Here is a 25,581-nt window from a genome sequence, read left to right as displayed (position 1 = left end):
GATGAAGTGGCGCGGGGTCGTCAGTGGACTGACCCAGGCGCGGTTAAACGGACGCGGCCACCGAAGCCGGCGCACCGTTCGGCAGCAGATACACCTTGCCCTGCCGCCCCGCTTCCTCCGCATGACGCAACGCCTTGCCGATCGCGTCGAGCGGATAGGTCGCGGCGACCTCGGTATGCAGCACGCCCGCGCGCACGAGTTCGACCGCCTCGGCGATCAGCGCGTCGCGTTGCGCATGCGTCATCCGCGACAGCAGCTTCGTGAGCCAGAAGCCCTTCACGCTGATGCCGCGGAAAATCGCGTCGTCGCACGCGAACTGGATCGGCCGGCCCGACAACATCCCGTAGTTGACGATCGTGCCGCCCGCGTCGAGCAGCGCCGCGACCCGCGCGACGCCGTCGCCGCCGACCGCGTCGAATGCGATCGGAAGCGGCGCGCCGCCGGTCGCCGCGCGCGCGGCCTGCGCGAGTTCCGGTCCGTCTTCGAGCGCGACGTCGCCGCCCGCCGCCAGCACCTGTTCGATCGCGTCGGGCCGGCGCACGATGTTCAGCGTGCGCAAGCCTTCGTGGCGCGCGATCTGCATCACCGCGCGACCGACGCTCGACAGCGGCGCGGTCTGCACGATCCAGCCGCCGCGTTCGAGCGCCGCCTCGCGGCGCACCAGTTCGAGCGCGGTGCACGCGCCGACCTTCAGCGTCACCAGTTGCAGCGGGTCGAGCTCCGGCGCGACCTTGAACACCAGCGACGCCGGCACCCGCCGCTGCTGGCACCAGTTGTCGTTGGCGATCAGGATCACCCGGTCGCCGACCGCGAGATCGCGCACCGACGCGCCACACGCGGCGATGCGCCCCGCCGCTTCGAGGCCCGGCGTCGCCGGCAGCTTCGGCAACTCGCCGTAGCGACCGGCGATCCGCGCGAGATCGGCGAGATTCACCGCGCACGCTTCGACGTCGACCAGCACCTCCCACGCGGACGGCGCGCCGGGCGCCGCGACCTCGCAGCAGCGCGCGACCTGCGCCGGCGGCCCGAAGCCGTCAATGCGGATCTGCTTCAAAAGAGCCCCCTGCTCGCCGGCGCCGCGGCCTTCAGTTCGACCAGCAGGCGGATCGTGCGGTCGATGTGCTCGCGCGTATGCGCCGAGTTGATGAAGAAGCGCAGACGCGCGGCATCGCGCGGCACGACCGGGAAGATCATCGGGAACGTGAACACGTTGTTGTCGAACATGCGCGCGGCCATCCAGAGTGCCTTCTCGCCGTCCGGCAACATCACCGGAATCACCGCCGAGCCTTCGCTGAAGCCGGTATCGAGACCGGCCGCGCGCGCCTGCTCGCGGAAGTAGTTCGAGCTGTCGATCACCCGACGCGCACGCTCCGGCTCGTCGCGCATGATGCGCAGCGCGGCGAGTCCGGCCGCCGCGTTAGCCGGCATCGGCGACGCGATATAGAGCCCGAGCCCCGGCGCGTAGTGCTTGAGCATCGTGATCAGCTCGCGGCGCCCGGCGATATAGCCGCCGACCGTCGCAAACGCCTTGCTCATCGACGCGTAGTGAATGTCGATGTCCGCCGGGTCGAGCCCGAAGTGATCGACCACGCCGCGCCCGCGCGGCCCGATCACGCCCATCGAATGCGCTTCGTCGACCATCAGCAGCGCGTGATAGCGCTTCTTGATGTCGATCAGCCGCGGGATATCGGGGATATCGCCGTCCATGCTGAAGACGCCCTCGGTGAGGATCAGCACGCGCTCGTAGCTGCCGCGATGCTCGGCGAGCAAGCGCTCCAGCGCGTCGCAATCGTTGTGCGCGAATGCGAAGCGGCGCGCGCCGCTCAGCTTCGCGCCAACCAGCATGCTGTTGTGCACGAGCTCGTCGTACAGCACGAGATCCTGCTTACGCGCGATATAACCGATCGCCGCGACGTTGGTGCCGTAGCCGCTGACGCCGAGCACCGCATCCTCGACGCCGAGCATCTCCGCGAGTTCGCGCTCGAACTCGCCGAACACCGGAATCTCGCCCATGATGATGCGGCCCGAACCGGTCGAGGTGCCGTAGCTGTCGATCGCCTGTTTCGCGGCCGCCTGCACGCGCGGGTCGCCCGACAGGTTCAGGTAGTTGTACGAAGAGAAGTTGATCATCTTCCGTCCGGCAACCTCGACCTCGGCGCTGACCAGCCCGACGTGCTCGCGGAACATGTTCCACTCGTAGCCCTGCTTGTCGTAGTACCAGCGCGTATTGGTGTACTCGCGCAGTTCGGGGAAGCGCGCGAAGTCGTAGTGCTCCGGGCCGACCGCGACCTTCGCCGCGGCGGCACGCGGCGCGGGCGCGTCGCCGCCGGCCGTGGCGGCGTCGCCGGTGCCGGTCTTGCCGAGCAGCTTCGCGCGTAGACGTTCGATGTGCGAGATGGAACTCATCGGCAAATCTCCTTGATGGTGTTGACGTAAGCCTGCATCCGCATCACGCGACCTTTGCGGCCGAGGCCGTCGGCTCGCCGGCGCCGCCCGCCTCGCCCCAGCCGAACGCGGTGAGCGTCTTGTCGACGATCGCGCGCACAGTCAGGTCGTCGAGGATCTCCAGCACCGACACGCTGATGCCGAGATTGCGGTTGAGCAGCGACTGGATTTCGGTCGCCATCAGCGAGTCGACGCCGAGATCGAGGATCGGGCGGTCGACCGGAATCGCTTCGGGCGCGGTCTCCAGTTCGTCGGCGATCAGCGACGCCACGAGGCTCGCGAGCACCGTGAAGCGATCGGCGGCCGGCACCTCGGCCAGCTCGGTGCGCAGCACCGCGCCCGGATCGGCGTCCGCGCTGGTGTCGGCGGCAATCAGATCGACATAGCGCGACGACTGCGCGGCCAGCGTTTCATAGCGGCCCCAATCGGCCCAGCTCGTGATCAGCGTGATGCCGAGCTGCGTGACTTCGCGCAGCATCGCGCGTTCGAGCCAGTGCAGGCCTTCGGCCGACTGCATACCGCGCAGCCCCATGTAGCGCATGAACTGTTCGAGCTTCTCGTCGCGCGTGACCACGCCGACATCGGCAATCGCCCCCCAGTTGATGCTGGTGGCCGGCAGCCCCTGCGCGCGGCGATGCCATGCGAGACCGTCGAGGAAGCCGTTGGCGGCGACGTAGCTCGCCTGACGGCTATTGCCGACCAGGTTCGCGATCGACGAATAGAGCACGAAGTGATCGAGCTCCAGGTTGCGCGTGGCTTCGTGCAGCAGACGCGCGCTTTCAGCCTTGCTGCGCATCACCGCGAGCAGATTGTCCGGATCGAGTTCGACGATCGGCTCGTCGATGATCACGGCCGCCGAGTGGAACACGCCACGCAGCGGCGCGGCCGCGCTCGCGAGCGTCGCGAACAGATCCTGCACCTCGCCGGCCCGCGCGAAATCGCACTTGACGAACGCAACGTGGGCACCACGCTCGCGCAGATCGGCGACGAACGCGCTGCGCTCCGGCGTATCGATACCGCTACGACCAGCCAGCACCAGATGACGCGCGCCATGGTCGACCAGCCAGCGCGCGGTCTTCTGACCGAAGCCGCCGAGGCCGCCCGTCACCAGATAGCTCGCATCCGGACGGAACGTGATGGCCTCGTGCACGTGCATCTGCAACGGCGTGCGCTCGTCGTCGAAGCTGACGATCAGCGGAATGTCCGCGTCCGGCAGCGCGAGCTTGCGGCTCGCGAGATCGACGATCGACACCGACAGGCTGTCGGCCGGCGTGAATTCGCCGTGGCCCGCGCGCTCGACCGCATGACGCAGCGCCGTCGCGAAACGCTCGGCGCGTTGCGTGAGCACCGCGAGATCGGCACGTACGATCGACGCCGCCTGCGACGGCACCGTGAACGGCCGGGTGCGTGCGTCGGTATCGATCAGCACGCCGCCCGCGGCGAGCGCGTGCCAGCCGAAGCTGTCGGCCCAGGCGTTCAGCGGCGCGACGATCGCATCGAAGCCGCGGCCCGCGGTGAGATCGGCGACCGCGTTTTCGAGCGCGGCGTTCGTGGCAGCCAGCGCGGCGACCACGTTGCTGCCCGCCGGGTTGGCCGGATGCGCGGCGCGCGTCGGGCTCGCGAACAGCGTCGCCGCGATATCGCGTCGGCGCAGTGCTGCGTGCACCGCGAGACCGAGTTCGTCGTCGGTGACCAGCACGCGGGCGTCGCGGCCCAGATCGGCCTGCTCGACGATGCGCTCGGCCACCGCTTCGCGCACCGCGACCAGCAGCAGCGCGGCGGCCGAACTGGCGTCGGAGGCGGCCTTCGCGAGCATCGCGTCAGGCAGCTCGACCAGATGGAAGGCCGAGCGCGGGCCGCGAATATGGCTCGCGAAATCGGCCGGTGCGAGACCGTAGACGCGCTGTCCCACGCGCAGATCGGTGACGTTCGCGCCCACCGTATTGACGGTGGCGAGCACTTCGACGAAGTCCTGGTCGAGCGTGTCGGCACCCGAGGCACCTGCGCCGCCCGAGCCGCGCAGTGCCCGCATCGTCAACGCAACGCGTTCGATGCGCAGTTCGATGTCGTCGTCCGCGAGCGGCGCGCGCAGCGTCTCGATCAGCTTGACGCTGCCCGCGCTGTCCTTTTCCTCGTGCTCGGCGACGCCGCGCACCTGCACCGCGCGCTCGGCGGTCAACGGCCGCGCTTCGATACGCGGCGCGGTGAGCGACGGCTTCGCTTCCAGACGGCTGAAGAAGCGGCGGCCGCGACGGATTGCGACTTCGTCTTCGTCGGCATCGCACACCAGTTCGAGAATCGCGGCGTCGAGATCGTCCTCGCTCGCGGCGGCCGGAATGTCGACGGTGCTAAAGCGCATCCCTTCGATTTCGTTGAACGCGACACGCGCGAAACCATTGAGCGCGGTTTGCGCGGGCTCGACTGCAGCCTCCTGACCCGCACCCTCGCCCACGCTGACCGCGTTGCGCGTCAGCACGTAGGCACGCGGTCGTTGCGCGACCGGCAACGCGGCCAGTTGCTTCGTAACGCCAAGCATGAACAGCAAGGCTTCGGTGGCGGTCGGATCGGCCGCGTCGAGCGCGGCGTGGGCGCCGTGCGCGAAGATCACGCCATCGAGCGGACCGGCGGCGGCGAGCGCTTTCGCGATGTCGTCGGCGGAATCGGCAAGCGCGGTGATGCGCACGCCGTCAACGTTAAAGCCCGAGCCCGCCTGCAGGCGCGCACAGACTCGCGCGCCGAAGGCCTCCAGCCCGTCGACGACGCGACCTGTCAGCGCGGCGGCGGCCGGATCTTCAACCATCAGCCAGTGACCGAGTCGCTTCGGCTCGGACAGACTGCCGGCGTCGTTCCATTCGTAGCGCACCATCTGCAGCTTGACCGGATCGCCGAAGTTGTCGGTCCGCGCGACCTTCGCCGACGACGCGGTCACGCGCATGCCGCGAATCACCGCGAGCACCGTGCCGGCGTCGTCGACGATCGTCAGGTCCGCGTCGATGTGTTGCGGCGTGACCTTCACCTGCACGGCCTCGCACCAGTAGCGCGCGGGCAGCGCTGCGGCCAGCAGACGCAGTTCCTTGAAGCCGGTCGGCAGGAACGTCGATTCGTTATCGCCGAGCAGACCGACGAGCACCTGGAAGCACGCGTCGAGCATCACCGGCTGCGCGTGATAACCGTCGCTGCGCAGCGATGCGTCGCGCTCGATCAGCGCCAGCACGCGGCCGCCTTGCGGTGCGCGATGCAACGCCTTGACCGCCTGGAAAGCCGGGCCGTACTGCAGACCGATGCGCGCAAGCTGGCGATAGAACTCGGCCGCCGGTTGCTCGACCGACAGCGCGGCACGCCACGCGGCCAGATCGACACGATGTGCTTCGGCCGCGCTCAACGCGCCGACGCTCGCCGTCAGGTGCAACTGACCTTCACCAGTCTTGCCGCTCTCGACGCTGCGAATCGCCGCACGGCGCGTGTCGCGGTCGTAGCTCGACACGTAGTCGATCGCACGGTCGCCGGCAATCACCAGCGGCGCGCGAATCTCGACGTTTTCGACGCGCCAGCCCGGTGCTTCCGGATGCAGCAACGCGGCCATTTCGAGCAGCGTCTCGACGTAGCCGGCAGCCGGCATGATCGCGGTGCCCGAGACGATGTGATCCTTCAGATACGCGAGGCCTTCGTGTTCGAGATCGTTGACCCACACGCCCGTTGCCGGGTATTGCTCGCAGCCGAGCATCGGCCGGTCGGTCGGGCTGATACGCTGATACACCGCGCGGTCGGTTTCGAGCCACGAACGCTCGCGCTGCCACGGATAGTTCGGCAGCGCGGTGAAGCGGCCCGCGCCGTTCAGCGCGCGCCAGTCGATCGTGCAACCGCTTGCGAACACCTGAGCCACCGCGCGATACAAACGGGTGCGCTCGACTTCGCTACGCCGCAGCGTTTCGACGAGGCGAATCTCCTTCGCGCGCGCCTTCACGCAATCGCGCATCGCGCTCGACAGCACCGGATGCGGGCCGACCTCGACGAAGGTCGCGAAGCCCGCGTCGACGAGCGACTGCACCGAGTCGGCGAATGCGACCGGTTCGCGCACGTTGCGCGCCCAGTATTCGGCGCCGAACGACGGCCCCTGCATCAGGCGGCCGGTGACGGTCGAGTAGACCGGCAGCGTCGGCTCGCGCGGAACGATCGTGCCGAGCGACGCGATCAGCTCGGCGAGAATCGGCTCCATCAGATAGCTGTGGTACGGCACCTCGACGTTCAGCACGCGATTGAACACTTCGCGCGTGGACAGCTCGGCCGCGAGCGCCTGGATCGCAGCGGTTTCGCCCGACAGCGTCAGCGTGTTCGGCCCGTTGGCCGCGGCGATTTCGACGCGACCGGCAAACGGCTCGAGCAACGGCGCGATCGCTTCACGGCCGATACCGACCGCGAGCATGCTGCCGGTGCCGGCGGTCAGCGCCTGCAGACGGCTGCGCTCGTAGCTCACGCGCAATGCGTCTTCGAGACTCAGCGCGCCGCTCACCGCCGCCGCCGCGACCTCGCCGACGCTATGGCCGACCACCGCGCCCGGCTCGATGCCGGCCGCGCGCAGCACCGCGACGATGCCCCACTGCACCATGAAGTTGGCCGGCTGCGCGTAGATCGTCTTCGTGATCTGCGAATCGGCTTCGCTCCTGAGCATTTCGGCGAGAATCGAAAAGCCCGAGATGCGCTGGAAAATCTGGTCCGCCGCATCGACGGCCGCGCGATACAGCGGCTCGTCGCGATACAGCTCCTGGCCCATCGCCCACCATTGCGGGCCCATGCCGCTGAATACCCACACCGGCTTTTCGAGCGCGCTGATGACCTGCTGGCCGCTCACGACCTGATCCGACTTATCGCCCTGCACGAGCGCGTTGAGCGCCGCGCGCAGTTCGTTCTTGTTCGCGCCGAGCGCGACCGCGCGCTGGCTGAGCGGCGCGCGACGCAGCGCGGCCGAATGCAGCAGATCGGTCACATCGGTCTGCGGCGCGCCGAGCGCGTCGTGATAGCGCTGCGCGAGCGCCTTCAGTGCGGCCGGGCTGCGCGCGGACAGCGGCAGATAGAGCGGGAAATTCGCCGGACGCGGCGGCGTGGCCGCGGCATGAGCGGCCTCATGAGCCACGTTGGCGGTCGCGTCGTTGGCGGCCGGCGTGTTCGCGTGATCGGGCGCCGAGCGCAGCACCACGTGCGCATTGGTGCCGCCGTAGCCGAACGAGTTGACCGCGACGAGGAACGATTCGCCCGGCTGCGCGAGCTTAATCGGCGCGTCGGCGAGACGCACGCCGAGTTCGTCGAACGCGATGCCCGGATGCGGCGTTTGCAGATTGCCGAGCTGGAATGCCTCGCGATGCATCAGCGACAGCACCGCCTTGATCACGCCGACGATGCCCGCGCCGGCCTCCATGTGGCCGATGTTGCTCTTGATCGAGCCGAGCACCACCCGGTCGTCGCCGTGACGGTCGGTGCCGTACACGGAGCCGATCGACGCCGCTTCGATCGGATCGCCGACCGCCGTGCCGGTGCCGTGGCATTCGACGTAGCGCACGTTGCGCGTGTCGATGTTGAATCGTTCGGAAACCTCACGAATCAGCGCGCTTTGCGCTTCCTCGCTCGGCATCGAGATGCCCGGCGTGCGGCCGTCCGAGTTGACGCCCGCGCCCGCGACGGTCGCGAGAATCGTGTCGCCGTCGGCAAGCGCGCGCTCGAGCGTCTTCAGCAGCACGATGCCGCCGCCTTCGGCGCGGCCGTAACCGTCGCCGCGCGCGTCGAACGACTTGCACTGGCCGTCGCGCGACAGGAAATGCCCCTTGCTCATCCCGATCGGGTACTCGGGGCGCGTCATCACGTTCGCGCCGCCGACCACCGCCATCTCGCAGTCGCCGTTCCAGATGTCGCGGCACGCGTAGCTGAACGCGACCAGCGACGACGAGCAGGCGGTGTCGATCGACAGGCTCGGCCCGCGCAGATCGAACGCGTGCGACAGGCGGTTCGCCAGCATCGTCATCATCATGCCGGCCGCCGTGTTCGCGTTGTGACGCGTACGGTTCGACACCTGCATCAGCGTCACCATGTGATCGAGCATGAAGCCGCCGACGTACACGCCGACCTTGCGGCCCGCATGCGCGGGCAGGTCGAGCCCGGCGTTCTCGAACGCTTCCCAGATCAGTTCGAGCAGCAGGCGCTGCTGCGGATCGATGTTCTCCGCGACGCGCGGCGGCAGATCGAAGAACTCGGCGTCCATCGAACGCACGTCCTGCCTGAGAAAGTTCGCCTTGTCGACGTACGCCTTGCCCTTCGCGTTTTCGTCGGACGCGTAGTAGCGGCCCGCATCCCAACGATCCGCCGGCACCGTCTCGGCGGTCACGGTGCGCGCGCGCAATGCCTGCACCAGCAAATCCACATTATCGAGACCGCCTGGAAAACGACCGGCCATCCCCACTACCGCAATGTCACGCATGATCAATTCCTTATTCTAATAAATCGCAAAATAATCGATAAGAATCAGACCCGCTGAATTTAATTCAGAGATCGAATTTCCGGACTCTTAGATATACGATTTTTTTATTGATATCAGTATTCACGACAAATGCGGTCTAACGCTCTCATTTCGCTAGAAATCCATCCTATCAAGCTTTGTCCTATATACGTCAGGTCGTTTTTCAGACAGCACCGGTTCCACCAGGCAATTTTCTTACTTTTATCCTATTTACAATTTCATGAATTGAATGATAATTTCAATGAAAATAGGAATTAATTTCAAGATAATCAGAAAAATATTTTTCCGCAGTTTTATCGACGCTTTATTTTTTCGGCTTTACCGATACCGTTCCACTATTGCCGGATTGCGATGCCGGCGCTGAAGTCCCCGCCGCGGCAATCGCGAGTTGCGAATTCACCGCCGCCACTTCGTCGATGTTCAACGCCGCCGTCTGCGCCTTCAATTGCAGCAACGCGAGGATCGTGTCGTAGCGCGCGCGCAGCAGGTCACGCTGGTTCGTGTACAGCGTGTCGGTCGCGCGCAGCACGTCGGTGCTGGTGCGGCTACCGACGCGATAGCCGATACGCGTCGCCGCGAGCGCATCGCGCGAAGTTTGCGTAAGACGCCCGAGCAGATCGACGCGCGTGAGTCCGGCGGTGAAGCGCGTATAGGCATCGCGCGCGGACGCGCCGGCCTGGCGCGCGGCGGAATCGACCGCGTCCTGCGCCTGATCCCGCTGCGCGTACGATTCGCGCAGACGCGCCTGGATTTCGCCGCCGGCAAAGAGCGGAATCGTGACGGTCAGCATCGCCGTCGTGGTGGTGGTCGGACGCGCATAGCCCGAGGCCGCGCCCGCCGGCGTATAGCCGGCCTGCAGGTTCACGACCGGATAGTGCGCGGCGCGCGCCTTGCTGACGTCGAGCTTCGCGATCTGCCAGTCGAGCTGCTTCAACTGCACCGCATAGCCTTGCGTGGTGGCCTGCCCGACCCAGCTGTCGACGTCGGCGGGATCGAGCCGCGGACGCACCGGCGTGTCGGCGAGGCGCGCGAGCGGCGTGAACGGCTGCCCCGTCACCAGTGCGAGTGCCTGCTGCTTCAGATTCAGCGCGCTCGTCGCGTCGAGTTGCTGCAACTGCGCCTGCTGGCCGATCGCATCGGCTTCGCGCAGATCGATCAGCGTCGCGTCGCCGGCCGCGCGGCGGCGGTTCAGTTCGTCGAGTTGCTGGCCGATCGCGGCCTGATAGTCGTTCGCGCGCTTCAGTTCGTCCTCGGCGGCCAGTTCGTCGAAGTACGCCTGCGCGGCGCGCAGAATCGTGTCCTGCTGTGCGCTGGCATAGGCGACCGCGCCGTGCGCTTCAGTGAAATCGGCCTGCTTGTAGCTGCTCCAGCGCGCCCAGTCGAACAGCGGCTGCGACAGGCTCACGGTCCAGCCGCTCTGCCAGTACGAGACCGGCACATAACCCTGATTGGCGATACGGTTGTAGCCGCGTCCCCAGCCGCCGTCGAGCCTCGGCAGCAGCGCGGCGCGCGCGATCGGCACCGCCTGCTTCGCGGCTTCGTAGCCGGCTTCGGCCGCGGCGAGATCGGCGTCGTGGCCGACCGCCTGATCGACGACCGTCATCAGATCGAGTGGCGCCGCGTGCGCGACATGCGCCGCGCCGACGCACCAGGCCGCGAGAATCGGCATCATGCGGTTGCGCTTATTCATCGGCGGTGCTCACGTCGTGGGGGGTTGCTGCGTTTGCTTCTTTGTTCACTTCTGCGTTCGCTTCTTCATGTGCCTGTCCGCCCGCTTCGCGCACCAGCTCGCCATCGGTCAGCCGGTAGCGTCGCTCGAACGCGGCCGCGAGCGACATGTCGTGCGTAATCACCACGACCGTGCAGTCGAGCCGCAGCAGCAAGCCGACGATGCGGCGCACCGAGTCGGGATCGAGGTTGGAGGTCGGCTCGTCGAGCAGCAGCAGTTCGCGCCGCTGGTACAACGCGCGCGCCAGCAGCAGACGCTGGCGCTGCCCCGCCGAAATATTGGCGATGGTGTCGCTGATGATGGTGCGCGTGCGCATCGGCAGGCGCATCACGTCGTCGAGCAGACCGACCTCGTCGAGCAGCTGGTGAATGCGCGCCTCGTCGATGCTGCCCGCGAACAGCGAAATGTTGTCCGCGATCGAGCCGTGCAGGATGATGTCGCCCTGCCGCATATGCGTGGCATGGCGGCGGATTTCGTCGACCGTGAGGTTCGGCCACGCGATGCCGTTGAGCATCATCTGCCCTTCCTGCAGCGGCTCGGCCGCCGCGAGCAGCTTGAACAGCGTGGATTTGCCGCTGCCCGAAGGCCCGGTGATCACGATCTTGTCGCCCTTACGAATCTCCAGATTCGCATTCTTCAGCACCGGCTGGTCCGACACGCCGTAGCGGAACGTCACGCCGCGAATCGAGATGTCGTGGAACTCGCGCACCTCGACCGCGCGCTGCATGTCTTCAGGCGGCGTATAGCGTTCGCTGTCGCATTTGACGATGTCGTCGACGCGCGCCACCGGCACGCTCAGCATGAAGTAACCGAACATCGCGTTGATCGAGCGCGCGAGCCGCTCCGACAGCAGCGACTTGTAGATCAGAAACGAATAGAACACGCCGACCGAAATCTCGCCCGTCAGCATCAGATGCGCGGCGAGCCACGTGATCACGATCATGTCCGCGTAATCGACGAGCTTCAGGATCGCGTCGCGCAGGCTGCCGAGCTCATTGCTTTTCAGCGTCGCGGCGATGAAGTCGCGGTACTTCGTCATAAACAGCGCGGTACGACGCGTCTCGCCCTGCGACAGTTTGATCAGCGAAGCCGCGCGGATCGTCTCGATCAACGCGTCGTCGCATTGCGCGGAGCGCTCCATCACCAGCGCGTGCGTGTCGCGCATACGCACGAACAGCGCGAACGCGACCGCCACGTAGAACGCGAAAATGCCCACCGCGACCGCGGTCAGCAGCGCGCTTTGCAGCAGCATCAACGCGAACGCGAGCAGCCCGACCGCGATATCGACGTACAGCGACACCGCGGTGCGGGTCGCATAGGTGTTGATCTCGTCCTGCGCCTTGAGCCGCGCGAACAGATCGCCGACGTTGCGCTTCTCGAACCACGGCAACGGATTGCGCAGCAGATGGCCGAGCAGTCCTTCGGTCATGCCGATCTGCGTGCGGCTGTTCAGCACCTCGACGAGGCGCGCCTGCACGTACTGGCTCAACGCACCCACCGCGAACAGACTCGCGAACGTCAGCACGAGCAGGTTCAGCAGATTCAGGTTGTCGGTGGCGACCACGTAGTCGAGCACGAGATTGCCGAGATACGGCATCGCCAGAATCGCGAACTGACTGCCGAGCGCGACGAACAGCACCTTCGCGATCTGCGCGAGCAGCTGCGGGTTGCTCGCGCGAACCCGGGCCAGCGCCGCCGGTACGCCCGATTTCGCGCGGATACGCGGCAATTGCGGGGTCGGCGAGCATTGGAGTAGATAGCCGGACACGTTCGCGGCGAAGGTGTCGAGCGACACGCGCCGACGGCCGCTGGCCGGATCGATGATATGCACGTAGCCGCGCCGCACTTTGTCGAACACGACGAAGTGCGCGCCGCCGAAGTGGATGATCGAGCCGCGCGCGACCTCGTGCAGATCGCCGACGTCGAAGCGATACGCCTGCACCGCGAGACCGAATTCGGCCGCGACGTCGTACAGGTCCATCAACGTGAGCCCGTTCGCCGAGATCGGCCGGAACGCGGACAGCTCGCGCACTTCGGTTGCGCGGCCCAGGTGCGACAGCACCATCGCGAGACACGCGTAGCCGCATTCGGCGACTTCATTCTGATAGATCGTGCGCACCTTAACCTCTCAACATGCGAAACAGCGGTGCGAGCACCCATTCGGCGATCGTCCTGCGCTCGACGACGATGCTCGCGGTCGCGCGCATGCCAGGCAAAATCTTGAAGCGATGCTGCTCGAACACGAACGTATCGCCGGCGAGCGTCGCCCACGCCATGTAGTCGCCGCCTTCGCTGGCCTTCGCGTCCGACGCGCTGTCCGGCGAGATCTGCGTCTGCACCGTGGTGCCCGAAATCGAATCGATGCGCGCCTCGTAGGTGCCGAAGCGTTCGTACGGAAACGCGTCGAACTTCAGCCGCACCACGTCGCCCTCGCGCACAAAGCCGCGCTGACGCGACGGAATACGCAACGCGGCGCGCAACGGGCCGCCTTCGCGTGTGCCGATCACGAGCGCGACGTCGTCCGCGGCGAGCGAGCGGCCCGGCACCAGATTCGAAAACGTCACCACGCCGGCCTGCGGCGCGGAGATCGTCGCGTCCTGGCGAAGCTGCTCGAAGCGCAGCCGGATGTCCTGCAGATCGCGCGCGTGTTGCGCGTCGAGTTCCTTCAGTTGCGCCTGCAGGTCGGTCTGCGAGCTCTGCAGGGTGGCGACGTCGCCGAGCAGTTGCTGCTGCCGCGCGAGCCCTTGCGCGACCACCACCTTGCCCTGATGCACGTCGGCGCTCGCCTGCTCGATGCGGTCGGCCGTCACGTAGTCGGACACCGACTTCAGGCGCGCGAGCTTGCGGTCGGATTCGTCGACGAGCGCGCGGTTTTGCGTGATCTGTTCGCCGAGCGCGGCCATCTCCGCGTGCCGGCTTTGCAGCGTTTGCGCCGCCGCCGCGATCTGCGCGCTCAACGACGAGCGGCGCTGCGCGTACTGCGCCTCGGAGGTGCGCAACTGGTCATCGCGCATGCGCTCGTCGTAGACGGGCCGCTGCACGCCGTTACTGGCGAGCGACAGATCGCGCTTGAGCTGAAACAGCGGCTCGCCCGCTTTCACATGCTCGGACGGCTGCACGTAGATCGCGGACACGAGTCCGCTCAGCCCCTGGATCTTGACCTCGGCGGGCGACACGATTTCGCTCTGCACGTCCTGCTTCAATTCGATTTCGTGCAGGAACGCAAAGGCGATCGCGATGATGACGAGCGCGGACGTCACATAGGCGATCCAGCGCCAGGGCACGTCCTTGAACTGCGGAAGTTGGTTCGATTCCATCGATGACTAACATGCCGCAATGATTGGCATGCCTGATTTTCTATAGCGGTTCTGCTGTCCGGCGGTGCAACGCCAACGGCGGGCAAGCGTCGGATAGCGGCGAGTAGTGACGGGTAACGGCGGGTGAAAGCGGCCGGTGAAGCGGGTGAAGACGGGTACGCGCGTGAACTGCCCTAGCGGGCCGGCGCGAACGCGTACATCGACGGATGCCCGGCCGCGAGCCAGCGCGCGTAATTGGCGCCGAGCGCCGTTTCGATGCATCCGGCCAGCCGTTGCGGCGCATCGGCGGCGGCAAGCGGCAGCGGTTCGAATAGCTCGGCATCGAAGCGGCCGTGCTCGAAGGTCAGGTAGAACGGCAGCAGCATCGCGTCGAGCGGTGCGCCGAGCCGGAACACGCCGTGATGAATTCGCGCCGCGCGGCCGAACATCTCGACGCCGATCGTCTCCATCGGATAGCGGTGCATCGTGAATGGCGGCACGTCGGCAAACAGCACCAGCACGCCGTCGCGCTTCAGCGAACGCACGACGCGCAGGCCAAGGCCGCCGCGGTTATCGTCGTCGTAGGTGTACAGCACTTTCACGCCGGGAATCTGCGCGTGGTCGTCGCCGTAGAGATTTCTCGGCATGCCCGACACGACGGCGATCGACTTGAGTGCGAGCTGCGCGCGCAGTTCGTCGATGACGTAGATGTTCGCGTACTGCGACACGTAGTGAAACGGCGACACGATGACCGGACAGCCGGGTCGCGCCTGTTTGAGCCGCGTGATCTGTTCGGCGAGCTTCGCGGCAACCTGCTGCAGTTCCGGCCAATGCTCGACGCCGCGCACGCGCCGCCCGAAATAGATGCGCTGATCGATCAGATGCTCGAGTGCGCGGCCCGTGCTCGCACGGCGTGCCTCGCGCGGCGCAACACCGGGCACATCGCGCGCGAGTTCCACGCGCACCGCGCCGTTCGCGCGCGACCTGGCGCTGACGACGCTGCCGGCTCGCGAGCCGACCGTTGCGAGCGGCTCCAGCATCGACGCCGGAATACGCGACATCAACGCGCGTCGGCAACGATACTTCGCATAGCGTATCCGGCTGCGCAATCGTGACGAAAAGGCGCTCATCTGCGGTCCCCAATATGACGACGCGCGCGAGCGGTCCATGGACCACTCGCGCGCACGACTAACTGACTACCGACGGTTACGCCGACGGCAGCGGGTTACCACCCGTGCCGCCCGTCGAACCCGTGTTCGTCGAGCAGCTGGTGTCCGTGGAGCAGCTGCTCTTGCAGCAACCGCCTGCGACGTTGGCCTTTGCGAGTTCGTTACGATCGACTTGTTGCATTTTCAATCCTATTTTTCAAAATTAAAAAAATTGTCGCCTTCAATAAACCCCGAAAGAAGACGACCCGCAAATTATGCCAAATTAATTTTATTTAATGCAATACGCTTAATCAAATTTGACATAGAACAATCATGCGATTCTCGATTATCTTGAAATAAAAGATCGAATAAATTCTAATAACGATGGTATTTTTATTGATATGACATCGTGAATGTCGCGACCCCATTGGCGCTGCCGGGAGTCATCGTGCCATTGGTTTTCACATAGCGTCCGCCGAACGGCAGAGTCACGACAGAGCCCGTGCCCGTGCTGGTCCCGAGGAATATCTGATTCAGATTGCCCGCCACCGACGAATCCGGGCCATAAGAAACGGGATTGCCGCCGTTCAGGATCTGAATTCCAACGCCCGTCGCACTCGAATCCGAAGTCAATGACAATGAATTCGTATTATTCCCAGGATTATTACTATCCGTAAAGGTAATGTAATAACTGGTGGCAACGCCCGAGCAATTCAAACCGATCTGAAATGGTATGGTAGTCGACCCCGATCCCACCGCACCGAATTGATTGATCGGCACGCTTCCCAACGAAACCGAGATTGAAGGCGTCGTCACGGTACAGGTCTGATTGGTGATATTCACCGCATTCGCGAGTGAAACCGTGCCCGCGCTGAGACCGCCGACCGTCGCCGTAAAGTACTGCCCTGACGGAATCGTCTGGCTGCTCACGAGCGGCGACAGCTTGATCAGTCGCATCGTGATGGTCGGTCCAAGGTACGCATAGCATTTGCCGCCCGCCGTCTGGCTACACGCCGACGGCTGGAAAAACGTGGCCGGCAGGGAGATCGTGCCGGCCGAGTAGTACGAGCCGCTCGCCTGCAGCGAATAGCCGATCCCCGTCGAGCCGATCGGCATCACGTTGCTGGTGCCGGACGAACTGGCGCCCTGCAGGTTCGTGTAGACGAGCGTGGCCGCCGCCGAGCAATACACGCCGAACGGCGACGCGGTATTGAACGTCACCGTTGCGGTGCCCTGACCGATCACGGTGCCCACCGGCGCATCGCGCGGAATGGTGATCGGTGACGGGACCGAGATCATCAGACTGGGCGCGCCGCCCGAGCCCTGCGTACACTGCGCGTGAGCGAGGCCCGGCAGCAACGTCGCGCCGATCAGCATGAGCACCGGGATCAGCAGTTTCGACACGAGCTCTGTCGAAGGGAAAAATCTGGAGAAGAGTTTCATAAGGTTCCTTGCGGTGACCGGTTGAAGCAGAACGCGCATCGGAGTCGGGGCGTCACCAAAAAACAACGCGCCGCCATTGCGCTCACGCGCATTGCCGGCGCTTTCGCGGGCCGTTGGTTCAGCGCGTGGTCGGCAGCGGCACGAAGCCGACGCCCGCGCCGCCGCGATTGCCGTTGCCACCAGCGTTCGCCTGGGTCGACGACGCGCCGGACGGACTCGCGGCCACGCCGCTCGTGACATTGCGGTTGCGCCACGAACCCTGCGCGCGATCCGCCGCCGCGACGGCGGGATTTCTTGCGATGCCGATCGAGCGCACCATCTGTGCGTGCGCCGACAATGCGGGCAGCGCGGACAGTGCGAGCAGCGAAACAGTCAGTAGATTGCGTGCTTTCAATTGAGCGATACCTTTTCAGGGTTGATCGGATGCATCGACGCGCGCGGTGCGGTTTCAATGCAGGTAGGTGGGAGCGGTGTCGCCCGTGTCGGCGTCCACGTCCATGTCGTCGAAATGCGGGTGACCCGGCGTCGAGATCCGCGCGGCCAGCGCGATGTTCGCCGCGGCCATGTTCGTCCCCCAGCTCTGCGCGCTCGGTGCGAACGATTGCCGCTCGGGCTGCTGCGGTTGAACCTGCTGCTGCGGTTGCACCTGTTGCTGTTGCGCGGGCTGCTGCGGCTGCATCTGTTGCGGCTGAACCTGCTGCTGCGGCTGCACTTGCTGCGGTTGCTGCTCCATCTGCTGCCCGGATTGCGGCTGCACCTGCACGTCAGGCGCCGCCACCGGCGTCGTCACCGTGCCCGCGCCACCCACGTCGCACACTGCCTCGGCACGCGTGAACATGCCCTTGTCCTGCTCGCGCGGCGGCAACTTGTAGTGCAGCAGACACTGCTCGTCGGCAGCATCGCCCCACTTCACGGTCAGCGCCCCTTCGTCCGCGATGCCGCGCACGAAAATACGGCTGCCCTGACCGATCACGCCGACGCTGTTGCCCTTTTCGTCGACCACGTTCGCACCGAACGGCAGCGTCGCGCCGTTCGGACGGTGCGCGGTGATCACCGCGGCACGACCGGTGACCGTGTCGAAGTGAATCATCACGACCGAGTTCGCGCGCGGCGTGATCTGCTGCGTGGTCGACTTGAATTCGACGTCGAGCGGCAAGCCCTTCGGATCGATGTCGATCATGTTCATGCGGTACGGCATCAGATACGGAATCACCGCATAGCCGCGCGGATCGATACGCACACCCGTGAAATTGGTCACGCGTGCGCCGTAGCCGTTCTTCGCCTCGACCACGCCGACCGTGTCGCCGAGATCGTTCGCGAACGTGAAGCCGCCCGGATGCGCGACCACCGCGCCCGACACGCCGCCCGACAGTTGCGAGTAGCCCGAACCGGTGCTCGCGCTGCCGAGGAACGTCGCGTACGGACTGCGGTACTGACCATTGACGCCGCCGACCGTCGAGCCCACCGAGTTGTTCACCGTCACGCCGTAGCTGACGTTGTTGTCCTCGCCCGCGGTACCGGTGAGCATCGCCTGTTCGGACGAGCCGCTGACGTTGTCGTGCGCGAAGCTGGTGACGAGCGTTGGCGCGTGCTGCGACTTGCCGAGCGGCACCGACACGCTCAGGAACACCTGATTGTTCATCTGGCCGCTGATCGTGTCGCGTTGGCGCGACAGCGACAGGTTGTAGCTGAAGCTGGTGCCGAGCGCGCGCAGGATGTTGTTGTAGCCGATCTGGAACTGCGTGGTCGTGCCCGAGCGGTTCCAGTAGCTGAGCGTCGAGCCGATCACGTAGGCGTTACCGCGCCCTTCGCCCAGCCCCTGGTTCATCGTCAACTGAACCTGGTTGCGCTGGCGGTCGATCGCGTTCGCCGTCTGCCCCGCGGCCACCTCCGCGCGCGCGAGCATCGCATCGCGCAGCGCCCAGAAGCCGCTCGACGAATAGCGATAGGCGGCGACCGAGAAGTTGGTATCAGTGGCCGACACCAGCTTGCTGTAGCTGATCCGCAAGCTCTGACCCGAGGTATTGCCCGCGCCGCGAATGCTCGCGTTCGCCTGGGTGACGTCGAGCGCGACCGCGCCGATCGGCGTGTTGAACGCGGCACCGACCAGTCCCGCCGCATAGCCTTGCGCGGCGATCACGCCGGCGTAACCGGTGATCAGGTTGTTGACGCCGTACTGGTACGTGCCCTGCAGAACGTTCGGGTGACCGTTGAGTTCCGCGTCGCGAATCTGGCCGAGCACGAAGTTAAAACGCGAGATGCCCGGACGCAGCAATTGCACGACCGATGCATACGGCACCGTGAAGCTGCGCTGGGTACCGTCGGCCTCGGTCACGGTCACGAGCAGGTTACCGCCGTAGCCGGTCGCGTACAGATCGTCGATTTCGAACGCGCCAGGCGCGACCGTGGTCTCGTAGAGGCGGTTGCCGTTCTGCGTGACCGTCACGCGCGCATTGGTCAGCGCGACGCCGCGAATCACCGGCGCGTAACCGCGCTGCGAGTCGGGACGCATGCGGTCGTCGGTACCGATCTGCACACCGCGAATGCCGATGCTGTCGAACACCGCGCCGTCGGTAAACGCGTCGCCGAGCGTCAGCTGGCTGGTGATACTGGGCAGATCGTGCTGCAGGTACGTCGCGATGTTCTGATACGAATGCGGCCCGTGCGACTGGAACGTGATCGCCGAATTCTGCCGCAGATGCCAGCTACCGATATTGACGCCGCTGTTCAGGCCGAGGTAGCTCTGCGTGCTGCCGTAACCGGAGCCGGTCACGCGGAACGAATTGAAGTTATAGGCGAGCGTGGCGGACGGCACCCCCTCGTCCCAGAACTCGGGGCTCACATACCCTTGCGGATTGCGCGTGAGCGACGCCTGCGGCACGCTCACGTCGAGGCGCAGATCGGACATGTCGAACGACGCCGACGCACCGTCGACGATCTCGCCGAGGTTCATACATTCGCTCGAACCCGCCAGCACCGCGCGAGCCTGATCGGACAGTCGGCTCTGATTCAGGCCGAGACGCGCGACGAGCGATTTATCGAAGCACGGCGTCGCGCTATCGGCGCCTTGCTGCGTGCGAAAGTTCACCGCCGGGTGGCCGACCCAGTCGCCGTTCACATAGAGGTCGACCGTATATTCGCCGGGCACCACCGGATTGCCGTGCTCAAAGCGCGATACGTCGACGCTCTGGTTTTTCGGCTTCATCAGGAACTGATCGTCGAACTGAACCTGCGCGACCGTCGAAGACTGGCCGTGCGCGACGGCCGACCAGGCCGCCAACGCTCCGAGGATCGCGAAGTGGCTATGTCTCTGCGCGGGTACTCTGCCCGCGCCATGGACCAGTTGATCCGGTTGTCTGATACGCATGAATACCGCTCTTTAGACGCTGGACGCGGGCTTCCCGCGACGCGCGATGACTCGGGCGAGTGCCGCGACCGCGAGGGTCGTGGCATCGAATAGATGTTGCCGTGGGGTAGCGCTTACGGCTGCGCGGCGCGCGCCGGTGCGGGCTGCTGCCCGGACTGCGCCTGCGGCTGGGATGCCGCCGTGGCCGCTGCTGCCGGCGCTTCATCGGCCTGCGACTGCCGTCCCGGCTGATACTTGCCGGCTATGCCCGCGCCATAGTCGTTCAGGAACTTGTAGTCGACCTGCAACGGCGCGCTCGGCAGCGACGCAACATTGCCGACGTCGTAGTCGTGCGTCGCACCCGGATCGACCATGCCGCCCTTGTCGTCGGTCCACGTGCCGGCGCCCGCCTTGGCGACGACCTGCGTGAACGTCACGTGATACGGCGTCGGATTGGTGGCCTCGAGCACATAGCCGCCGCCTTCTTTTTTCGGCACGAACTTCCAGCTGATTTTCGCGGGTGCTTCATCCGCGCGGCCGGGCAGACCATCCGGACGGAAGAACAGTTTGATACGCGAACGGAACGCGAGACGCAGCATGTTGCGATCGACGGTGTCCGCCGACGCGGTCGTGGGCGGCACCTCGAGGACGTTGAGCCAGAACAGCGACTCCTTGTCTTGCGGCATCGGGTCCTGCGTATAGATCAGACGCACGCTTTGCCCTTTCTTCTGATCGAGCCGGAACAACGGCGGCGACATCGTGAACGGCACCTGCACCTCGTCCGGCAACGACTTGGGATCGCCGGTATCGAGCCAGACCTGCACGAGCGCCGGACCGCTGCCGACGTTGTCCAGCTTGACTGTAATTTCGCGGTCGCTCGCGTCATACACCAGACGCGTACCATTTACGACGACACTCGCGTGGGCGATGCCCGAACACAACGACAAAGCGGCCGCCGCCGCCAGCAAATTTTTTCGTACCGCCATCTTGACGCCCCGCTAACCCGGCTCAACCGGCTCGGCCGGCATGCCGCTGATATCCCCGAACAACGGCCGGCGCCCGAGGGACGCCGGCCGTTGCCTCACTACATCACGTACGGCTTATGAACTGCTCCGTACTGCTTACTGATAAACGATCGAGTAGAGCGTGGTCGTGTTGACCGAACCTGCGCCTGCTGCGCCGCCCGTCGCGACGTATTGCGCGAAGTAGTCGAGGGTAGCCGCGCCGCCCGAGATCGTTGCCGACTGGGAGTTCTGCGACGTTTGTGCCGCGCCCAGCTGGATCGAGCTGTAGTCCTGGTTCAGCAGGCCGATTTCGACGTTGCTTGCGCTACCCGTTGCGTTCAGCAGGCGACCCGTTGCCGTGTCGACCGTTGCGCCCGGCTCGAAGTACGTCAGTGCGGTGCCCGAATCCGGCGAGCAGTTGGTCAGCGCGATGTTGAACGGCGTACGGCCAGCCGTCGAACCGTCAGCGCTCAGCGCGGAGGTCGAAACCGTCGGCAGGGTCACCGTGAAGTTCGGGCCGCCGCCATTGCCGCTGATCGTGCAGGTCTGCGCGGTGATGTTGCCGTTGAACGTGATCGTGCCGTCTGCTGCGTACGATGCTGCCGGGAAGCCAACTGCTGCTGCGATCGCTGCAAATGCGAGTGAACGTGTAAGTTTCATTTTTGTCCTATTGAATAAAACGCAAATCTAAAACATCGATTTAAAATCAAAAACATCAGCGCGCACTGATACTTCGGATGACCTAAGTCATGCCAGCAAAAATATTAGATGTATCCCAAATTAGTTGGCATCTACTTACTACTATTTTTAAGGATGCCTGGAACTGATAATTTATTAAATCGATCTAACGATGTTACGCTCTGCATCGGCAAATAGATGAATTGCCGGCAAACGCTTTCCGAAACTAGCCTCTGGACGGCAGCATGTATTCAAACAGCTCGCGGTCATTGGTAAATCCAAGCTTCTTCATACCCTGCTTGCGCTGGGTGCTCACAGTCTGAAGACTGCGGTGGCTTAATGCGGCGATTTCGCTGATACTCATCCCGCTCACGTATAGACGCAAAACTTCGCCTTCCCGCGCGGAGAGATTCCCCACCTTTCCAGCATCGAATTCCTCGCTATGGTTAATACCGGTGATACGGCGCACCGACGGCGAAATATGGAATTGGCCGCGCGAAACGGAGCGCACCGCACTAATCACCTCTTCCGGCGAGTCGTTTTTCAGCAATACGCCATGAGCCCGCGATTTAACAACCGCCCTCAGAAGCAGAGGATTGGTCAGCGTGGTGACAAAGATGACTTTGGTGGATGGATGAGTCCGGCGCAGTAGCGCCATCAGCGAACTGCCGTCCCGATAGACCTTTCCGGGAATTTCGAAATCGCTCAACAGCACGTCGACTTCTTTCTCTCGAAGTAATTCCATAATTGCCGTGGAATTTTCTGCCTCACCAACCACTCTCAAGCCAGCCTGCCTTCCAAAAATACACCGCATTCCTATTCGCAGAATGGAATTTCCGTCAGCGATCGCAATCTTAGTAAGCAAAACCCACCTCCAGACAATGGTTATCTACCCCTACTACATCTCAAAAACTGATTTTCTGAGCGTTGCGCCGAATCGGCACATTCCCCCACTTAAAAATCAGATTTTCCAAATAAATAGAAAATTTTTTTCCAATATTCAAATATGAGATAGAACCACTCAATCAGCATAAAACTTTACGCGGATTTTATTTTTCCCGCGCAATTAACATTACGTACGGGCCGCGCAATTCAATTATCTTATTAGCGCGTATTGTCGACGGCACTTGCGCCGAAGATAAATAGTATAAAGTCGAAATCATTGTTAATGATTGTTAATACTTGATTAACAATCATATTTTAACCGAAACAATGTGTTACATGTTTTAGTTCTAGATCGAATTTACATTACATCTTAAAATAACGCATCCAAATTTTTATAAATATTTTATTCATTTCCCATACTGCTTTATAAAGTATTTATTCTGAATATGCCGTCCAGTCGGTATGCACCGATAGCTGAATAAAAAGCGCCCCAGCGCAAATCATCCGATATGCAGCCGCTGGCGGTGCAATCTCCCGCTATGACGAAGGCCTCGCGGCAACGCTTATGGCGCGGAACAGATACCGCATGAGACGCATCGTCTCGCCCCGATCTCCGCTGGGCAGCCAGACACACATCAGCGCAACCGCTGCCCAACGAGCGCGGATCGAAGGGAAGCGATGACGGCGCCGTTGCCGCGCCATCGCGTCCACGAATCGACAATGGTAGGCAGCGACGTTATCTTAATTTGGATACCTATCTATTGGGTGGGGACGGGGGCGCAGCCGGCTGGATCGCATGGGCACAAGTCGCCGCGAGCTCACTCACCGTGAACAGTCCCGCATGGGCCGATAGCGCATCGACCGGTTGCTGGCCACGCAGCCCCAGAACAATCCCACACACCTTCAGCGAACTGCATTACCCTGCGCGTGCACGCGTCCCCGACAACGCTCGAAGCAGCACGAAACGACGCGAAACCACGAGAAAGCGATGCACACAGGCGCCCTACCGCACTCTGGCCTTCGATGCGAATACACACAACGAAGCCCCACGAGGCATCGTGGTCGGTGGAAAGGGGGAATGGGAAAAAAGGAGGAAAGGCCGGTAGACGGCCGGAAAAACAAAAACCCCGCAGAGCCTAGACTCTGCGGGGTTCTCTCTACCACTTCTGGCGGAGACGGAGGGATTCGAACCCTCGATCCAGGTTTTGGCCCAGATGCTCCCTTAGCAGGGGAGTGCCTTCGACCTCTCGGCCACGTCTCCCAAACTTTCTGTTGCACAGGGAGTCAGTGCAACGAAGCCAAGATAATAGCGGGCCAAGCGGATAAGGTCAACGTCTAACGAACATTTTTTCTGCCAATAATGGGATTGGCGACGCAATTCGTTCACATGAACGCCATAAAACAAACGGGGCGCTCTCGAGCGCCCCGTTTTTGCTGCTATTTACGCCTGATCGAGTTCGAAGGCCTTATGCAGCGCGCGCACCGCGAGCTCCATGTACTTTTCGTCGATCAACACCGAAATCTTGATTTCGGAGGTGGAGATCATCTGGATGTTGATGCCCTCTTCCGACAGCGTGCGGAACATCGTGCTCGCGATGCCAACGTGCGAACGCATGCCGACGCCGACCACCGAGACCTTCGACACCTTCGGGTCGCCCAGCACCTGTTCGGCCTGCACATGACCCTTCACCTGGCCCGTGAGAATCTCCATTGCGCGTGCGTAGTCGCCGCGGCCGACCGTGAACGTGAACGCCGTCTTGCCCTCGACGCTCTGGTTCTGGATGATCATGTCGACGTCGATATTCGCGTCCGCCACCGGGCCGAGAATCTGATACGCGATGCCCGGCTTGTCGGGCACACCCATCACGGCGATACGAGCTTCGTCGCGCTGGAACGCGATGCCCGAGATGACTGCTTTTTCCATGGTCTCGTCTTCTTCAAAAGTAATCAGGGTGCCGGACTTCATTTCAGTCTCGAGCGGGATGAGCGGATCGGTCAGGCTCGACAGCACGCGCGTCTTCACCTGATATTTGCCGGCGAACTCCACCGAGCGGATCTGCAGCACCTTCGAACCCAGGCTGGCCATTTCCAGCATTTCTTCGAACGTCACGCGATCGAGCCGACGCGCTTCTTCGACCACGCGCGGGTCCGTCGTATACACACCGTCGACGTCCGTGTAGATCAGGCACTCGTCGGCCTTCAGCGCGGCCGCAACCGCCACCGCCGACGTATCCGAGCCGCCACGGCCGAGCGTGGTGATGTTGCCGTCCGGGTCGATGCCCTGGAAGCCGGTGATCACCACCACCTTGCCGGCGTCGAGATCGCGCAGCACGCGCTCGCCGTCGATTTCGCTGATGCGCGCTTTCGTGAACGCGCTATCCGTCTTGACCGGTACTTGCCAGCCGGCATAGCTGACCGCGTCGACACCTGCGTCCTGCAGGGCGATCGCGAGAAGGCCCGAGCTCGCCTGCTCGCCGGTGGCGGCGATCATGTCGAGTTCACGCGGGCTCGGCTGGGACGTAATTTCTTTCGCGAGGCCAAGCAGGCGATTGGTTTCGCCGGACATTGCCGAGGGCACGACGACCATCTTGTGGCCAGCCTTGTGCCATTTCGCGACGCGCCTGGCGACGTTCTTGATGCGCTCGACCGAGCCCATCGAGGTGCCGCCGTATTTGTGTACGATGAGTGCCATTGTCGTTCTGAACTGGAGGAGAAACCGCGCTGGCGCGCTGGAGACGACCGCACGGGAAGCACAGGGACGCAACGTCTTGTGAACGGCGGCGAAGTGTGTGACGGCGCAGATGCAGCGCGCGTGCAGCACGCGCGGATTTGCCCGGGATGAGATCGCTGATGGCTGATCGGAATGGAACGGCAACGACGGATCACGCTCGCCAACCGGCATCACGACCGATAGCACACCAGCGATGACGAAATCGGGTCGGGCAAACGAGCTAAAGTACCTGATTAGGCGCAAAAAGACAAGCCGCAACAAGCGTTCAAATGCGTCAAATCGGGCCCGCAAAGGCCTTATTTCCCGCTGATTTGTGCCCTATTTCGTGATTTTCGTCGTTGTCCGTACGTGCGGCGAGACTGTCCGACCGG

At 63.8% G+C, this 25,581-nt stretch carries 15 protein-coding genes and 1 tRNA gene; all 16 read right to left on the bottom strand.

The window, feature by feature from the left end; translation table 11 throughout:
- Positions 1-43: 43 nt before the first annotated feature.
- Positions 44-1,054 carry a zinc-dependent alcohol dehydrogenase family protein gene (locus tag HHL14_RS03590; RefSeq protein WP_169496179.1) on the bottom strand — a complete coding sequence of 337 codons (1,011 nt, stop codon included), beginning with the start codon at positions 1,052-1,054 and terminating at the stop codon, positions 44-46.
- A complete protein-coding gene (locus HHL14_RS03585) occupies positions 1,051-2,406 on the bottom strand; it encodes an aminotransferase class I/II-fold pyridoxal phosphate-dependent enzyme (RefSeq protein WP_169496178.1) in 1,356 nt (451 codons plus the stop codon). The genes HHL14_RS03590 and HHL14_RS03585 overlap by 4 nt, the downstream gene beginning before the upstream one ends.
- A gap of 43 nt (positions 2,407-2,449) precedes the next feature.
- Positions 2,450-8,911, bottom strand: a complete 6,462-nt coding sequence (locus HHL14_RS03580) for a type I polyketide synthase (RefSeq protein WP_169496177.1) — start codon at positions 8,909-8,911, stop codon at positions 2,450-2,452.
- Between the two features lie 343 nt (positions 8,912-9,254).
- Positions 9,255-10,640 (bottom strand): TolC family outer membrane protein, encoded by a 1,386-nt coding sequence (locus HHL14_RS03575; protein ID WP_230412897.1) that lies wholly within the window; start codon positions 10,638-10,640, stop codon positions 9,255-9,257.
- On the bottom strand, positions 10,633-12,798 hold the full coding sequence (locus tag HHL14_RS03570) for a peptidase domain-containing ABC transporter (protein WP_169496176.1): 2,166 nt from the start codon (positions 12,796-12,798) through the stop codon (positions 10,633-10,635). The genes HHL14_RS03575 and HHL14_RS03570 overlap by 8 nt, the downstream gene beginning before the upstream one ends.
- 1 nt (position 12,799) lies before the next feature.
- On the bottom strand, positions 12,800-13,996 hold the full coding sequence (locus tag HHL14_RS03565; protein WP_169496175.1) for an HlyD family secretion protein: 1,197 nt from the start codon (positions 13,994-13,996) through the stop codon (positions 12,800-12,802).
- 173 nt (positions 13,997-14,169) lie between these two features.
- Positions 14,170-15,036, bottom strand: coding sequence for a lysophospholipid acyltransferase family protein (locus tag HHL14_RS03560; protein WP_230412896.1), 867 nt, complete (start codon positions 15,034-15,036; stop codon positions 14,170-14,172).
- A gap of 145 nt (positions 15,037-15,181) precedes the next feature.
- Entirely contained in the window at positions 15,182-15,325 is a 144-nt protein-coding gene (locus tag HHL14_RS03555; RefSeq protein WP_169496173.1) for a hypothetical protein, read from the bottom strand.
- A gap of 191 nt (positions 15,326-15,516) precedes the next feature.
- Positions 15,517-16,746: a fimbrial protein gene (locus tag HHL14_RS33720; protein WP_169496172.1), complete on the bottom strand. Its 1,230-nt coding sequence runs from the start codon at positions 16,744-16,746 to the stop codon at positions 15,517-15,519.
- Positions 16,685-16,960: a hypothetical protein gene (locus HHL14_RS03545; RefSeq protein ID WP_169496171.1), complete on the bottom strand. Its 276-nt coding sequence runs from the start codon at positions 16,958-16,960 to the stop codon at positions 16,685-16,687. Before HHL14_RS03545 ends, HHL14_RS33720 begins: the two co-directional genes overlap by 62 nt.
- Before the next feature lie 54 nt (positions 16,961-17,014).
- The gene (locus HHL14_RS03540; protein ID WP_230412895.1) at positions 17,015-19,933 is read right to left on the bottom strand and encodes a fimbria/pilus outer membrane usher protein; all 2,919 of its coding nucleotides are present in this window, start codon (positions 19,931-19,933) and stop codon (positions 17,015-17,017) included.
- Between the two features lie 113 nt (positions 19,934-20,046).
- Entirely contained in the window at positions 20,047-20,898 is an 852-nt protein-coding gene (locus tag HHL14_RS03535) for a fimbria/pilus periplasmic chaperone (RefSeq protein ID WP_169496170.1), read from the bottom strand.
- Positions 20,899-21,033: 135 nt separating this feature from the next.
- Positions 21,034-21,576: a fimbrial protein gene (locus HHL14_RS03530; RefSeq protein WP_169496169.1), complete on the bottom strand. Its 543-nt coding sequence runs from the start codon at positions 21,574-21,576 to the stop codon at positions 21,034-21,036.
- A gap of 244 nt (positions 21,577-21,820) precedes the next feature.
- On the bottom strand, positions 21,821-22,459 hold the full coding sequence (locus HHL14_RS03525) for a response regulator transcription factor (protein ID WP_169496168.1): 639 nt from the start codon (positions 22,457-22,459) through the stop codon (positions 21,821-21,823).
- Between the two features lie 1,187 nt (positions 22,460-23,646).
- A tRNA-Ser gene (locus tag HHL14_RS03520) sits at positions 23,647-23,740 on the bottom strand.
- Positions 23,741-23,920: 180 nt separating this feature from the next.
- Positions 23,921-25,171, bottom strand: coding sequence for an aspartate kinase (locus HHL14_RS03515; protein WP_169496167.1), 1,251 nt, complete (start codon positions 25,169-25,171; stop codon positions 23,921-23,923).
- Positions 25,172-25,581 lie beyond the last annotated feature (410 nt).

The sequence above is a fragment of the Paraburkholderia antibiotica genome (assembly GCF_012927125.1).
Taxonomy (GTDB): Bacteria; Pseudomonadota; Gammaproteobacteria; order Burkholderiales; family Burkholderiaceae; genus Paraburkholderia; species Paraburkholderia antibiotica.
Note: the sequence above shows the minus strand (reverse complement) of the source record. Positions and strands in the feature narration are given on the sequence as shown.